This is a genomic window from Hyunsoonleella ulvae (assembly GCF_016827605.1).
In the GTDB taxonomy this organism is placed as follows: Bacteria; Bacteroidota; Bacteroidia; order Flavobacteriales; family Flavobacteriaceae; genus Jejuia; species Jejuia ulvae.
On sequence record NZ_JAEPJQ010000007.1, the window covers coordinates 93,010 to 108,303 of the forward strand.

Consider the following 15,294-nt stretch of genomic DNA (forward strand, 5'->3'; position numbering starts at 1 on the left):
ATTTTTCTATTTGTAGTATTTATACTTTATTGGTCAGTGTTTAAGGGGTCAAGAAAGGCTCAAAACATCTTTTTAATATTTGCTAGTTACTCATTTTATGGCTGGTGGGATTGGAGATTCTTGTCTCTAATTTTTCTAAGTACGATGGTCGATTATATTGTAGGCCTTAATATTTTTAATAGTAAAACAGAAAAACGAAAAAAAGAATGGCTTTGGTGTAGTGTCATTTTTAATGTTGGACTTTTAGGTTTCTTTAAATACTTTAATTTTTTTGTTGATTCTTGGGTAGATATGTTTTGTCTGTTTGGATATGAAATGAAAAGTACTTGGACATTAAAAGTATTACTTCCTGTTGGGATTTCTTTCTATACGTTTCAAACCATGTCCTATTCCTTTGATATCTACTACAATAGATTAAAACCTACAAAAGACTTTTTAGGGTTTGCAGCCTTTGTTAGTTTCTTTCCGCAGTTGGTAGCTGGACCAATAGAAAGAGCTTCAAATTTATTATCACAGATTTTAAATAATAGAGAATTTAGCTACGAGCGATGTGTACAAGGGTTGAAGTTAGTTTTATGGGGATTATTTAAAAAAGTTGTAATAGCAGATTCATTAGCTCCAATAGTTGATGATATATTTGCTAATTATACAACTTACCCGGCATCTACATTAATTTTGGGAGTTACGTTATTTAGTTTTCAAGTTTATGGTGACTTTAGTGGGTATTCTGATATAGCTATAGGAACGGCTAAGTTGTTTGGTATAGAACTAATGTCTAATTTCAGGTTTCCTCATTTTTCTAGAAATGTAGCAGAATATTGGCAACGTTGGCACGTATCTTTATCTACTTGGTTCAGGCATTATGTATACATACCACTTGGGGGCTCTAGAGTGAGTAAATTAAAATCAGTTAGGAATATATGTATCATATTTTTGGTAAGTGGATTTTGGCATGGAGCAAACTGGACTTTTATTTTCTGGGGAGCATTTCATGCTTTAGCTTTTATACCAGTATTTTTAATGGGTAGAAATACGAAATACAAAAATTCTGTTATTGCACAAAACACAGTATTTCCCTCGCTAGTCGAAGTTTTTCAAGTGTTGCTTACATTTAGTGTAGTTACATTTTCCAGGATATTTTTTAGATCAGAATCGATATCAGATGCGTTTAGATTTATTGGGCGTATAGCAGAGAATTTTTATTATTTAGAATATATGCATCCTATGGGATATAGAATGGTTGACTATTACATACTTTTACTAGTTTTTGTTGTTTATGAGTATGTTATTAGAAAAGACGAACGCTTGCCATTTAACTTTAAATCAAGATATATTCGATTTATAATCTACACACTTATAGTTTTTGCAATGCTGCTTTTTTATGATAGTGGTTTTGATAGGTCATTTATTTATTTCCAATTTTAGACGACATGAAAAAATTATTCTTAAAATGTTTTATGTATGCCATTCTAGTAATAATAGCTTTAGAGTTATATATTAGAGTTTTTCATTTAACAAAAGATTATCCATCTCGATATATTGATGAATATGGCGTTGAGAAATGGATGCCTAATCAGTCAGGTTTTTCAGTTACGGGTAATCGAAGACAAAATTTTTCGGAATATCACATAAACAATTCAGGCTTTAATTCTTATAGGGAATATCAACCATCAAACGATAAAGTTGAAATTGGGTTAGTAGGGGACTCATTCATTGAGGGATTTCATCAAAATTATTATAACTCTATTGGGAAAAAAATAGAAAAGCGATTAAATAGTGTTGAGGTATATGAGTTTGGGTATGCTGGATATGATTTTGCCGACCAATTACATTTAGTACATTCTTACAAAGAAGAATTTGATCTTATAGATTTTGTAGCTTTTGGCTTGAAGTTTGAAAACGATCTGTATCGTGCTGAATATAAAATTGTTGATGATAGAATGAAATTGGAATCCACCCTCTATAAAAACTTAAGAAAAATAAAAGTATTGGCTTACGTTCAGAATATTGGGGCGTTAGACCCTTTGAGAAATTTGCCTGTTAGATTGCTAACCTTTTTTAAGGAAGAGTCAAAAAAAACTGATAAAAAATTAACAGAAGAGGAGAGGTTCATAGTGGAGAGTGACACCCAACTAAAAAAATTGAATAACTTTAAAAGTTTGGTTAGTTTATATGGTTATGACAAAGAGCGATATGTACTTTTATTAGATAAAAAGAAAACCCCAGATAAGTTTATAGGGTATTTGGAAGCCAATGGCTTTGCATATATAGATTTTTCAGAGGATATGGATAATTCAAAACTTCCAACAACTTTAATCTATGATAAACACTGGAACGATAGAGGTAGGGCTATTATAGCTAAACTAATAACAAGATACCTAAAAAGTAAAGTTTAATTACCTTTTAACCTATACAAGGGAAAGAAAGAGGAACCAATATCCTCAACTTTATTTTTTGCAACTAATTCATCGTAAACATTGTTGTTGACAATGTATTTCCATACTTTAAAAATTTTGTAATCTTTTGAAAAAGAGGATTTAAATCTAAATAATTCATCATCCTCATTTCCTAATCCACCGCCTAAGTTAAAATAGGTATAATTTTCGTTGCTGCCATTAATTCTCATTTCGTCAATGAGTAATCTTATTGGAGAAATATTAAGGAAATCTGTTTTTGTTCCTGAAATATGGTATTGGATAATGTTATTTACTTTAACCATCATTGCGGCTGATATAATCTCTGAGGTTTCTTTGTCTTTAGCAAATAATACATCAGTTTTAAATTCTTCACTCTGAATGAATTTATAAAAATATTCCTTGGGAAAATAGTAACTTTTTTTTGCATTTACCCTATCCATATTTTCATAATAGAGTTCAATAAAAGTATCAATATCTTCTTTTGAATCGCTTTTTACTATATCTATTACTTTTCTCCCTTTATTTAAATACCTTTTCGTTGTTTTCGAAAAGATCATCCGTTGTTCATCTATTGGGATGGTTAAGTCGATATTGACTACATTGCCCAATTCTACAATATCTCCTAAACCATTTAGTATTTGTGATTGCCTATCAATAAATGGATTTAATCTGGAAAAAACTGAAACTATTTTTTGTCTATTGAAAAAATCATTAAGAGATTTTATAAAACTTTCATTATCAAAATTATTACTAATGTTCTTTTGAATAGGACCAGAGTACCCATATACTGAAGTTGCATCAAAGAAATCACTGTTTTCAATTTGTCTAATGACTAGAGGTAATAATATACAAGAATCATTTTCTGTATATTTTATTAGAATCGCTTTTTCGTCTTTTTTTATTGATAAATTATGGTAATCATAAGTATGATAAAAATCAAAATTAGAGACACTTTGTAATGCTTTTTGCCATTCACTTCTTTCAGTGATTAATACAATATCAGTTTTCGAGGGGGCAGTTATAGTCACGTTATTAGATTTTTTATAAATAGGAAAAAAATTATTTGAATCGCTTAGCAATGTATTAACATCTGTGTAATTTACATCTATTTCTCGTATTAATAAATTGTAAACTTTTTCGTTAATTATTTTTCTTCCTGTAAAAAAATACACATCTTCATCTTTTGAGAAAAAAGATTTTTTATACTGATAAAGACCATCGTTATTTTTTCTTCCACCACCAAGTATATAATATTTCATATTATTTTTTAACCCCCATTTGATCACTTCTATTTTTAAAAAGTCATTAGGTCTAGCATTAAAATATTCAGCTTGAGTACCTCCAAGATAGGAGTACATAATATCTCCATTTATGATAATTAGTTCTGCTGAAATGGGAGTTTCATCTTTGTAAACTATGGATATTAGAATATTATCAGCATTGTTATCAATTAGGTTTTCAAAATAGGAGCGAGGGTAAAAATAGTTTTTTGTAGCAGCATTACGCTCCATAGTTTTTATGTAAATATTATAGAATTGATCTATAACTTGAGGGGTAATACCACTATCATAAATTATACAACGTAAATTACGTTTTTCTGCTTTTCTATAATTATTTCTAACCTTTTGCTTGAAATTTAACCAAAGTTCTTCAAAAGCGATTAATTTACCTTTTACATTGCTCAAAGTAGGAATTAAATGGCCTGAGTAGTTTACGTGATTACCTTCTAAATTAAACCTTATAAATTCAGTGACTACGTTGTTGCTTTTATACCATTCATCAACTTTAATCCAAAAAAAATCTAAATCCTCTGGGGTCGTTTTATTTGTTAGGGGGCCGCTGTAGCCATAGGGAGATGATGCATCATAATAGCTTTTGTCTTTTAGGGAATCTATTTTATTTAAAAAAATCGGCATCACAACTTTAACATCTTGGTTCTTCTTTAAAACAAAGTAATTAAGTTTGTGATTTTCTTGATAGTTGCAATATTCTAAAGAATAAAATGTACAATAATTCTCAAACTTATTAAGAATATCATAGTATTTCTTGATATCATCCTCGGAGTTAATGGTTGTAAATTCTAAACTATATATTGGCAGGCTTGGCATTATTTTTTGTTTTATGTTGGTTTGGATCCAGTAAATTCAGGCATATTGGTACCTTCATTATTATTTATCCCAGATGGAACGATGATTTTTTTGATAGTGAGGAGAATAATTTTTAGGTCCAATAAAAACGATTGATTTTTAACATACCAAACATCTAGTTCAAATTTTTTTTCCCATGTTAACGTATTTCTTCCCATTACTTGCGCCCAACCTGTTATACCAGGAGCTACATTATGCCTTTGTTTCTGAAAATGGTTGTACAAAGGTAAATAATGTACCAATAATGGTCTGGGACCAACTATACTCATGTCACCTTTTATCACATTAATCAATTGTGGTATTTCGTCTACAGAATATTTTCTAATGAAAGCTCCTATTCTAGTCACTCTATTTAAACTATGAATATTTTTCTCATCCCCAGGTTTCAAATCTTTCATGGTTTTAAACTTTATAATCTTAAAAACACGCTCATTTTTACCTGGACGTAGTTGAAAGAAAAACGGCTTTCCGTTATTAGTAAATAATAAGCATAAAGTGATGACTATAAACACAGGGGATAACAGCAAGAAAACAGTAGCTGCAAAAAGAAAATCAAATAAACGTTTAATATTTTTATATTTCATATTTGTAAAAGTAAAATAGGCTTTTATACTTGCCTATATTTTACGTTTAAAAGTTATTATTTTTTGATAAGAAACATTCATGTTTGTTTTTCTTTAACCTGTAATTCTTCAATTTTAGAAATGGTTTCTAAAACTATTTTTTTTCCGTTTTTAGCAAATCTGGGATAAAGTGTTTCAAAAGTATCGTCTTCTGATACTTTTATAGCGCGTTGACATAATATAATACCCTCATCGATTTTATCATCAATGATATGGGTTGTTATTCCTGTAATTTTTACGCCATAATCTAATGCGTCTTGAATAGCTGTTTTAGTTGCTAGGAAGCTTGGAAACAAAGAAGGGTGAATATTTATTATGTGATTAGGGAAAGCTTTTAACATTGGTTGTTTAATTATATATTTAAAATTTAGCATAAAAATATAATCAATATCCCTACTCTTTAACACTTTAGTTAATCGTTCTTGATAATAAAATAAACTTGGATAATCATTTTTAAAGACTTGTAATGTTTCGATATTATGTTTTTCTGCATATTCTTTAGCTCCACAAGGTTCTTCTTCATAGATAACCAAATCAATGCTAGAGTTATTTAATTTTCCTTTCACAAAGGCTTTAAGGGTGTCCTTAGCGTTTCTTCCCCAACCAGTTACTAAAATGGCCCACTTAATTTTTTGATCTGATTGCATCTAAATCTTGGATAACGGAATTTGGATTTACTACCACGTCTTTAGAGGTAATGACTTTTTTTATTGTTTTGGTAAAAATTTTAAAGTCTAAATTAAAACTTAAGTTCTCAACATATTCGATATCTTTTTGCAACCTATCATTCCAATTCAATAAATTTCTACCAGAAACTTGAGCTAATCCAGTAATACCTGGTCTTATATAATGTCTTTTTCTTTCAGTATCTGAGTAATAAGGTAAATATCTTATTAATAAAGGCCTAGGGCCTATGAAACTCATATCGCCTTTTACGATATTGATAAGTTGTGGTAATTCATCTAATGATGTTTTTCTAATCATTTTGCCTATTGATGTTAAGCGTTTTTCATCAGGTAATAACTTTCCGTTTTTATCCTTTTTATCATTCATGGTTTTAAACTTTATTATACTGAATATTTTTTCGTTCTTTCCAGGGCGTTTTTGAACGAAAAACGGATTACCCTTGTTAGTAAATGCAAGGATCATGATTAGTAATATAAATATAGGTAAGGTTAATATTAGACCAAGCATAGCTGTGATGACATCTAAAAAACGTTTTAAACAAAATTGATACATACCAATATAAATGTTTTATACTGTTAGATAAGTTATTTAAGACTAACTACGTTAAATTCAGTTCTCTCTCAATTGTTTTTAATAAATCTCCTATATTATTCATATTCATCAGGTCCATAAGTTTAAACTTAATATTAAAACTTTTCTCAATATCTGTAATAATCATCATATGAGTAATGGATTCCCAACCATTTACATCATTGGCTGTTGTTGTTTCATTTAGAGTGAAATTGTCGTGTTCAAGAATCTTAACAAAAGATTCTTTTACCTTTTCTAAAATAGCTTCTTTTTTCATTTTATTTTGAAATTAATAGTCTTAATTGTTTTCTATCAAGTTTTCCATTAGTGTTATGTGGCAACTTATCTACAAAATGAAATTGACTAGGAATCATATAGTTTGGAAGCTTATCTTGAAGAAACTCAATAATAACATTAGTATCGATATTTTTACCTTCCATAACTAAAGCAAGTTCATTATTACCGTTATTATTATTTACATCAATAACACTTATATTTCTATCTTTTATGAATGCTTTTATTTGATGCTCAATTTCTCCTAATTCTACCCTAAATCCTCTAATCTTTACTTGAAAATCTTTGCGTTCAACATACATTAAATCCCCATTGTTATCTATATAGCAAATGTCCCCTGTTTTGTAAAACCTTTTTATTTGTCCTAAATTATCTTTTGCATTGAAGAAAGCTTTAGCATTTAATTCATTATTTTTCCAATAACCAGTGGTAACTTGATTACCTGCCAAACATAGCTCACCGTGATTCCCTTTTGGTTGTTCGTTATTTTCTTCATCTACGATTAAAAAATCAAATCCATCTAAAGGCTTTCCAACGGATAGTACACCAGCATGAGTTTTGTATTCGTTTGGATTAAAAGTATAGTAAGTACTACATACAGTGCATTCTGTTGGCCCATAATGATTGTATATAGTACTATTTGGAATACATTTAGTCCACTCCCTCAAAATATTATCATAGAGTTTTCCTCCGCCAAAAACACAATACCTAACACTTTTGGCATCAATTTCATTAAAATAGGGTCTTAGGTAATAAATGATGGATGGTACCATTTTCAGGACTGTTAAATCGTATTGCTTAAGCAATTTAAATATTTGAAAATATTTTATACTTTTTGGAGGAACCGTGTATACACAAGCACCAGCAAGAATTGCAGGCATAAAAGCGGTAAGGGATGCGTCAAATGTTAAGTCGTACATTTGCAAGCACTTATCAGAGCTATTTATTTTATACTCTTTGTCATTATAAAGAGCAGTTAATAAAGCGTTTAAATTATAAAAACGTATGGGTATGCCCTTTGGTGTTCCAGTACTTCCACTAGTAAAAAGTATGTAAGCAATATTATTTTGATAATAATTAAAAGCCTTGATTTTCCCTAATGTTTCTGATGGTTCGTGACTTTTAATATTAATAATTTTATAATTATTTATGTAATCGGAATTTTTAGAGCTATCGAATACTGTTACGCAATCTATTTTTTTTAATATTTCATTATTACGTTTTACAGGAGCATCTGGATTAATGGGGATATAGGCTTTGCCTTCGAACCAGAGGGCAAAAATTGTAGCATAGGTTTCTAAATCATCATTAGCTATTAGACCAATTAGTTTGTTTTCTTCATTTATTTTGTTGTTTATTATGTATCTAATGTGTAAGACACAATCCATCAGCTCTTTGTATGTGTAAAACTTTGAGTCAATACACAAAGCTTGTTTATCTGAATGTTTGGTAAAGCTGTCTACGAGTCTATCAAGAAAATTCATATAAATAATTTATGCAAAGTGACCATCTTGTTGATAAACAAATTCATTTTTCAAGTCGAAGCCTAGGCTATTGTTGTATACAGAGACTATATTACGTTTGTTTACGTACACACTTGTAAAAGAGTTTTTAATGTATTTACCTAAATTTTCATCTTCAGTTAAAAGAAAAGTACATTTAGATTTTATAAAGTGCTCCATTAAAGTATCAGCGCAAAATTTGTAATTTTTTTCAGAACACAAAAAGTATCTTGTTACAAATTCGTTTCCTCTTATTAAGAATGAAATAAAACCAATCAATTGATGATCTAAATATACCATTAAACTATTGTTGTGTATTTTGTTTGAAATACTGCTTATAAGGCATGTATAGTTATTTTTATGGTTCAAAGGTGCATTGGTATATTGATTATTGTTTATTTGCCAATTAATATAATTTTTGGTTTTGAAAACTAAATCGTTTTTAACAAAAGGGGCAATAAATTCCCAGTTTTTTTCGTTTATGTAGCTTATGTATTCATAGGAAACACCATTTAAATTAAATTTTAAACGATTTAATTTTGTTATTGAGTAATGAGAAATCCATTTGATGCCTTTTAAAACGGGAGAAATAAATTTAAGCATCTTGAGTTTAGAAGTGAGAAGGCCATCATCCAGATTGAACATAAAAATATATCTCGTTCTTTCTGAGAATTCTGTATAAGGCTGCTTTTTGTAATACTCTAAAGTATCAGCACCCAAGTATTTAATAATTACTTTTTCTTTAGCAGCATCTGTTGAAGCTTTCTTTGTATAGGCAGATAATACGGAATCCTTGTATTTATCACATACCCACCATCTACTACTCCAAAACACCTTTTCGATACCATTTTTGGTTTTAATTAGATCGGGTATTAGATAAACAAATGAAACTATTTCTTCTTTTTCAAGCCCCATAACTCCACAAATATCATTAGCTTCAAAGCGTTCATTTTGTAACAACCATTTTGCTTTGCTTTTACTAAACGGAACCATTTTATTAGAAAAACCCCAATATAAATTCTGTTCCAAAGCAATTTCTAGTTTCTCTTTTGTAATTAATTCTAAACGAAGATCTGTCATTGGTTGGATAGGTTAAACGGAGAAAAATACTATTTTAAATTATCGTATTCGTTTAAAAGGGCATCCCAAATTACTTGGCGTTGGTATCTTTTAACAATAAGATCTCTACAAGTTTTACTAGAAAACTGTATTTCCCCTTTAAAAATTGAAACCATCTTGTTGTATAGGGTATTTGTGTCTTTAACGGGGATAATTGTCCCATTTTTACCTTCTATTACAATTTCATTACAACCATTAATGTTTGAAACAATACAAGGAAGACCCATAGCTCCTGCTTGCATCACTACATTAGGAAAACCTTCCCTGTAGCTAACAAAGGTTAAAACGTTGGACAACACAAAATAAGGACATACGTCTTCTACCCATCCTGAACTAACAATATTTTTATTGGTTTTTATAATTTCAGTTGTTTTTACTTTTAAAGGGTCTAATTCATTTTCATAACCGCCTACCAGTAGTAGTTTTATTCCAGAGTGATTTTTACACATTTTATCAAATGCTTCTATGAGCTCATTAACACCTTTATCAGAGACTAGTCTACCAACAAAAAGAAATACAAAATCTGATTTTTTAATACCAAGCTCTTCTCTCAATTTATCTTTTTTATCTTCATCTGTAAACCTGATTGGATCGAACCTTTGTATATCAATTCCATTAGAACTACCATTTCCAATAACCGTCAATTTACTTTTATTTGTAAAATTGTGTTCTAGAATTATATTTTTTAGCCCAAAAGAATTTGGATATATTTTCGTAGCCCAGCTATAAGTTGCTCTTTCTACAAAATTTAATAATAATCGTTTCAGACCTTTTGCTTCAACAAGAGGTAATCCAGCGATAGTATGTAATCTATGTTCAACACCAGCAAGTTTAGCAGCTAACATAGACAAAGTCCCTGCTTTTGGTGTATGAGAGTGTACAATAAAGGGTTTTTCTTTCTTAAACAATCTATAAAGCTTATAAACTGCTATGATATCCTTTAATGGAGTTATTTTCCTGGTCATTTCAATCGCGAATGCGGGGACGCCTTCTATAGCAGGGAGTCTATCTAGTTCATTGTTTTTTCCTTGAGAAGAAACACCAAGAATTTCATAATGTTGAGACATAAACTTTAGTTGTCCATGCAAAAGACCTAAAAGAGATAGTGGAACCGTAGTAATCCTTATTATTTTCTTTTTCATAAACTTTAGTAATAGCCTCTATAGTTTAGTAGGCAAATATAAGCAAGTATTAAAAATGGTAGCGAATTAATCCATCTAATACATGGTTTTACGTTATGAAGTCTAATTCGAAGCATTAAGAAATATTTTTTAATTATAATTTTAATATTCTTACAGTTTGATGATAATTTTTACCAATAATTAAAAACTCTCTTCCATTTACTTCATAAACTTTTACATCTTCCATTTTAGAAATGGTTAAATACAAAAAATCAAGAATATTTTTTTTCAGAAATTTATAATCATCACTTAAAATATTTATGATATTAGAAGAGGCTAACTTTTTTTTGTTTATGGTTCTCACATCAGAAATAGGTCCAGTGTCTAACTTATGATTTGTATAATTTTTACGTTCCCTTCTTATTAAAAATAACATCCTAGGTATAAATTCATTTATCTTTTTAGATTTTAAGAACTCTTTTATTAGGTACTTAATATAAACACAATGCATAAAGAACGTTTGTTTTTCCGAATAAACTAAATAATGATAATATTGATAAATATTATTACTCCATCTTCTCTTGTAGTCTGTTCCTCCAACCCCCATTTCAAATAATTTGTATCCATTTTCAATACACCATTCTATTTGTTTATAAATTTCTACATGGCCTAATCCAAACTTCGTGTAATCAATATCAAAAGACGACACATAACTAAATAATATTTTATCGTAATGATAATTCAAGGAAATTTCAATTGGCTCATCATTGTTGAAAATCACAAATAATGATGCATCTTTTGAAAGTATTTTAGCAAATGTGCTTTTTTTTAAATAATTCCATTCGGATAAATTTTTATGAGTTTCATTCAATTGATTAAACCGATTAGTAATCATTCTATGAAGATTATCCATTAAGAATAGATACTCGACATGATTTATATCTCCATGATAAAATTTATAATCTATGTTAAGGCATTCCTCCAGACGGTTTACATATCTTTTAATGATACTTCGTTTTTTACTTTTAAACTGTTTTAGGATATAGTCATCTGCAGATTTAAATTCATTTAATAAAATTGAGTACCCCCAATTATATTGAGGTATTTTTTTAATTAGAAACTTTTCGTCTCTTAGGGAAAGATTAAAATATTCTGGTACCAAAGGTAAGGAATAATAATTTTTATATTCCTCTTCAACATCTTTATTAAAAAGACTCTGGCCGCAGTAGTGTACTTTAATAAAAAGTTTTTGGTAACTATTTTTACTTAATTGTATTGGAAAAACCTCTATATTTCTTTTGTTGTCTGACATGGACTTAAGTTTCTCGTTCTATTTTAGCATTAAACTTACCAGACTTTAAAAAGTAAGTATACGATGATTTACTATAGCTGTAAATGATAGTATTTATTACTTTTTGCCTTTTATCAAAAATAAATTTATTGACTGTTCTGGTTAAATTAGAATCTAGATTAAAGTAATCTATTTCTGTTAAATATTCAGGTTTTGGAATCTTATCTAGCAATTGGTATTTATATGTGTTTTTTTTCTTTAATCTATTTGATTTATTCGAAATGCGAAATTTTAATTTTGAATATATTCCATATAACTTGTGAAAGTTTATTTTTTTAAGAAGGATGATTAAATAATACTTTAAATATGCCTTGCTATAACCGATATAAACTTTAAGTTTAGAAATAGGCCCTTTAGAGTGACAAAAAAAATGCTCTTCATATTCATATTTAGTATCTATATATTTTCTTTTGTGGTTAAAATCTCCTCTGCCCATGTCAAAAACACGAATATTATTTTCAAAGCTCCAGTTTAGATGATTAAGCATGTTAACATGACCAATATTAAACATATCATAAGCAGTATCATAAACACTATTCCAATGAAACACGGTGTGCTGATAAATAAAGTTTAAAGTTATACAAATAGGTTTATTTTGATGATATATAGCAAAGATGGCGGCTTCCTTATTGTGGATTAGGGCAAACATTATTTTATGGTAAACCTCTAAATAGGGTAACTCAAAGTTTATTTCTTTTTTTTGATTAAATCGTTTTACTATCAATTCTTTTAGAATCATGAATAATGTATCATATTCTAACCGAGTAATCTCACCAAAAAAGACTTTATAATTGGGGTTGATGCATAAGTCTAAACGTTTTTTATATCTTTTTAGTTGTGATTTTCTACCTCTCCCAAGTTTTTTACTTAGATAAAAGTCTAAACTATGATACTTCTGCAGATTTATTAAAAAACCATTGTATAAAGGAGCTTTTAGGACTCTTGTATTGTTTGGGTTCTTTTCAGTATCTAATTTTAAGTAATTAGGGATATCATAAATTGAAAACGTTGAATGGGCTTTAAAAGCAACTTTTTTTTTAGGAATTGTTATTAAACCGTGGTTTGCTAAAGTATTGGTTACCCTCTTTATGCATCTAATATTGGGGTTTTCTTTAAAAAAAAAATCTAGAAACAAACTCAGTCTTTTGGACATACTAACTTTTTTGATTAAAAATTAAAAATAGCCTTACTTTATCTCCTATGATTTGATAATGATTCGTATTATCTAAACTATGATGTAGAGTAATGTTACTTAAGTTCTCATTAGTCTCAAATAAAAAATCATGGACATGCTTTTTTAAGAATGCGTAATCTTTCTCCTTATAAAGTATTACCTCAAAATTATCAAATCCTTTATTACTTTTCTTTTTTTCAGAAAGTTGCGGGATGTCCTGTTCTTTATGTTTTAAGGCAAATTTTACTTTTTTTATTTTCTTTATGGAGGTGTAGATATTAGTTCGCTTTATAACTCTGAAAGTAGAAAATTTACATCTGTTTTTTATATTAATAATTACCATAGCTGGGTAAAGCCACCATTTGCTTTTGGGAATTAATAACTGTGTATGATTATAATATAGTGTTGTACTCCATTTTTTCTTGTAATAGTCATAGCCTTTCAGTAAATCATACACTTCAAATTTATTGTTGATACACCATTCAATATTTTTTATCATATCGATGCTTCCAAGATTAAACTTGGAATAATCGATGTTATAGCCACTAATAATGTAAAAGGCCATATTGTCTAAAAACATATTTATTCTAATGCTTATGGGATCATTTCCATTAAAAATAACTAGCATATTAGCCTTTTTTTTACAAATTAAATCAAAGCATAAGCTATGGAACTCTTCTAGATATTGAATTTCATAATTATACTCTTGTTTTTGTGAAAATCTTCGAGATAATAATTCTTTTAATACAATAAAATACGTATCGTATTCTTGTTGAGTGATACTGCCGTAATATGTTTTTACCCTTATGTTAAAACATTTATTGAGTTTTTTTAAGCGCCTCTTTAAATTATTTCTAGACTTTGCACTAAATTGCTGGGCTAAATAATCATCACAGTTATCAAAGTTTTTTAGATTAATTAAATGTCCAGAAATGGTTTTGTAGTGTATAGAAAGAAATGAAGGCTTCTTTTCTGTTTTAAGGTAATCTGGAATGTCTCTTATCAAGGTAGCATCTGTACTATATTCTTTTACAACATTTGGGATTTTAATAATTTTGGACTTAAAGGAAATTGTTTTATAACAAGATAAATATTTGTCTTCCGTAATTAATGCTTTTAGAAATGTTATTTTGTTAAAAACCTTCAACTTAATGTAATTTTGGTTATTGTATTACTGCTCTTAATAAAATATGCGTTCTTATCTGAAAGATGTTGATGTACTTCTATACAATCCAATTCTTCTTGGACTTTATATAAAGCATCATAAACGGGACGTTTTAAAAAGTTATAACGTTCATTGGTAAAATCAATCTGTCTGGTTTGGGTAATTATTGTCGGATTGTTTAGTTGTTCTAATAAATAGTGAAGCTTATTACTTGTTACAGTGTTCCTATATTTATATTTGAGTATTAAGTGGTACAAATAATCGAATTTTAATTTTTTTAGAATTCCAATTATCTTATAAAACGAGCTTATTTTGAGAAACAAAGAAATCCCTCTAAGTTTTGCCCAAAAATTATTTTTTTGATAAATTATATGTTTCTGAAAGATATAGTTATCATCTATTAACCGTGATTTATACTCATATTTTCCCTTTAATAAATCAAAAACTTTAATGTTGTTATCATAACACCATTCCAATTGCTTAATAAAATCAGTAAAGCCTAAGTAATATTTAGAATAATCAATATCGTAAGCTCTTACATAGCCATAAATAACTTCATCTCTTATCAAGTTAAGACAAATGCTAATAGGTTTATTTTTATCGTATATAACAAAAAGTACCGCCTCCTTGTTTCTAATCAGGGGAAGGGCGATTTTAGTATACACTTCCCAACGTGTTAAATCATAGTTTTTTATTTTCTTTTCAACAAAACGTTTTTCAATAAGTTTATGAAATTCTGAAAACAAGGTATTGAATTCATTTTCTGAAATATTGCCATAATAGGCCTTATATGAAATGCTAAATACCTTCTCTAACCTTCTCCTGTAAGTTTTAAATTTTGAACGCCTACTACTGCTGAAATTGGTATTTAGATAATCTGTTGTGTCTTTATAGTTTTTTAGTATTATCATGGAGCCTTCAAAACTATTTACCGTTTTAACTGCCCATTTACTTTCATTATAATTAGGAATGAGGTAACTAGGGAAGTCATACAAACAGAATACTGGAGTAGTGTAAGGATTTGTAGCCTTTTTTAAAGCACTGTTTTTTTCTGTTATCTTATTGAAAAGACTATGAAACACAGGTAATTCGTTTCTATTCTCCAAAAAAACACTTAACATGTC

The 15,294-nt window shown here is 28.7% G+C and carries 14 protein-coding genes; 2 read left to right on the top strand and 12 right to left on the bottom strand.

Annotated features, from left to right (window positions below; genetic code table 11):
* Positions 1–144: 144 nt before the first annotated feature.
* Positions 145–1,425, top strand: coding sequence for an MBOAT family O-acyltransferase (locus JS605_RS15665; RefSeq protein WP_394369027.1), 1,281 nt, complete (start codon positions 145–147; stop codon positions 1,423–1,425).
* A gap of 5 nt (positions 1,426–1,430) precedes the next feature.
* On the top strand, positions 1,431–2,396 hold the full coding sequence (locus JS605_RS15670; RefSeq protein ID WP_203258669.1) for a hypothetical protein: 966 nt from the start codon (positions 1,431–1,433) through the stop codon (positions 2,394–2,396).
* Here the strand turns inward: JS605_RS15670 and JS605_RS15675 are convergent.
* The 12 genes from JS605_RS15675 to JS605_RS15730 all read right to left on the bottom strand — a co-directional run bounded on the left by JS605_RS15675 (position 2,393) and on the right by JS605_RS15730 (position 15,291).
* Positions 2,393–4,525: a GNAT family N-acetyltransferase gene (locus JS605_RS15675; protein WP_203258670.1), complete on the bottom strand. Its 2,133-nt coding sequence runs from the start codon at positions 4,523–4,525 to the stop codon at positions 2,393–2,395. The two genes, JS605_RS15670 and JS605_RS15675, sit on opposite strands and share 4 nt — an antisense overlap.
* Before the next feature lie 11 nt (positions 4,526–4,536).
* A complete protein-coding gene (locus JS605_RS15680; RefSeq protein WP_203258671.1) occupies positions 4,537–5,148 on the bottom strand; it encodes a sugar transferase in 612 nt (203 codons plus the stop codon).
* Positions 5,149–5,225: 77 nt separating this feature from the next.
* Positions 5,226–5,834 (bottom strand): formyltransferase family protein, encoded by a 609-nt coding sequence (locus JS605_RS15685; RefSeq protein ID WP_203258672.1) that lies wholly within the window; start codon positions 5,832–5,834, stop codon positions 5,226–5,228.
* Positions 5,812–6,426, bottom strand: coding sequence for a sugar transferase (locus JS605_RS15690; protein WP_203258673.1), 615 nt, complete (start codon positions 6,424–6,426; stop codon positions 5,812–5,814). The genes JS605_RS15685 and JS605_RS15690 overlap by 23 nt, the downstream gene beginning before the upstream one ends.
* 46 nt (positions 6,427–6,472) lie before the next feature.
* Positions 6,473–6,721, bottom strand: a complete 249-nt coding sequence (locus JS605_RS15695; RefSeq protein WP_203258674.1) for an acyl carrier protein — start codon at positions 6,719–6,721, stop codon at positions 6,473–6,475.
* Position 6,722: 1 nt separating this feature from the next.
* A complete protein-coding gene (locus JS605_RS15700; protein ID WP_203258675.1) occupies positions 6,723–8,222 on the bottom strand; it encodes an AMP-binding protein in 1,500 nt (499 codons plus the stop codon).
* 9 nt (positions 8,223–8,231) lie between these two features.
* On the bottom strand, positions 8,232–9,320 hold the full coding sequence (locus JS605_RS15705) for a hypothetical protein (RefSeq protein WP_203258676.1): 1,089 nt from the start codon (positions 9,318–9,320) through the stop codon (positions 8,232–8,234).
* A gap of 29 nt (positions 9,321–9,349) precedes the next feature.
* Positions 9,350–10,501: a glycosyltransferase family 4 protein gene (locus JS605_RS15710; RefSeq protein WP_203258677.1), complete on the bottom strand. Its 1,152-nt coding sequence runs from the start codon at positions 10,499–10,501 to the stop codon at positions 9,350–9,352.
* A 133-nt stretch (positions 10,502–10,634) separates the two neighbouring features.
* The gene (locus tag JS605_RS15715) at positions 10,635–11,792 is read right to left on the bottom strand and encodes a GNAT family N-acetyltransferase (protein ID WP_203258678.1); all 1,158 of its coding nucleotides are present in this window, start codon (positions 11,790–11,792) and stop codon (positions 10,635–10,637) included.
* Between the two features lie 4 nt (positions 11,793–11,796).
* A complete protein-coding gene (locus JS605_RS15720; protein WP_203258679.1) occupies positions 11,797–12,984 on the bottom strand; it encodes a GNAT family N-acetyltransferase in 1,188 nt (395 codons plus the stop codon).
* Between the two features lies 1 nt (position 12,985).
* Positions 12,986–14,152 (bottom strand): GNAT family N-acetyltransferase, encoded by a 1,167-nt coding sequence (locus JS605_RS15725; RefSeq protein WP_203258680.1) that lies wholly within the window; start codon positions 14,150–14,152, stop codon positions 12,986–12,988.
* Positions 14,149–15,291: a GNAT family N-acetyltransferase gene (locus JS605_RS15730; RefSeq protein WP_203258681.1), complete on the bottom strand. Its 1,143-nt coding sequence runs from the start codon at positions 15,289–15,291 to the stop codon at positions 14,149–14,151. The genes JS605_RS15725 and JS605_RS15730 overlap by 4 nt, the downstream gene beginning before the upstream one ends.
* Positions 15,292–15,294: the final 3 nt, after the last annotated feature.

Coding starts and splice junctions, on each gene's coding strand:
- JS605_RS15665 (WP_394369027.1), top strand. CDS start 145: ATGGTCGATTATATTGTAGGCCTTAATATTTTTAATAGTAAAACAGAA.
- JS605_RS15670 (WP_203258669.1), top strand. CDS start 1,431: ATGAAAAAATTATTCTTAAAATGTTTTATGTATGCCATTCTAGTAATA.
- JS605_RS15675 (WP_203258670.1), bottom strand. CDS start 4,525: ATGCCAAGCCTGCCAATATATAGTTTAGAATTTACAACCATTAACTCC.
- JS605_RS15680 (WP_203258671.1), bottom strand. CDS start 5,148: ATGAAATATAAAAATATTAAACGTTTATTTGATTTTCTTTTTGCAGCT.
- JS605_RS15685 (WP_203258672.1), bottom strand. CDS start 5,834: ATGCAATCAGATCAAAAAATTAAGTGGGCCATTTTAGTAACTGGTTGG.
- JS605_RS15690 (WP_203258673.1), bottom strand. CDS start 6,426: ATGTATCAATTTTGTTTAAAACGTTTTTTAGATGTCATCACAGCTATG.
- JS605_RS15695 (WP_203258674.1), bottom strand. CDS start 6,721: ATGAAAAAAGAAGCTATTTTAGAAAAGGTAAAAGAATCTTTTGTTAAG.
- JS605_RS15700 (WP_203258675.1), bottom strand. CDS start 8,222: ATGAATTTTCTTGATAGACTCGTAGACAGCTTTACCAAACATTCAGAT.
- JS605_RS15705 (WP_203258676.1), bottom strand. CDS start 9,320: ATGACAGATCTTCGTTTAGAATTAATTACAAAAGAGAAACTAGAAATT.
- JS605_RS15710 (WP_203258677.1), bottom strand. CDS start 10,501: ATGAAAAAGAAAATAATAAGGATTACTACGGTTCCACTATCTCTTTTA.
- JS605_RS15715 (WP_203258678.1), bottom strand. CDS start 11,792: ATGTCAGACAACAAAAGAAATATAGAGGTTTTTCCAATACAATTAAGT.
- JS605_RS15720 (WP_203258679.1), bottom strand. CDS start 12,984: ATGTCCAAAAGACTGAGTTTGTTTCTAGATTTTTTTTTTAAAGAAAAC.
- JS605_RS15730 (WP_203258681.1), bottom strand. CDS start 15,291: ATGTTAAGTGTTTTTTTGGAGAATAGAAACGAATTACCTGTGTTTCAT.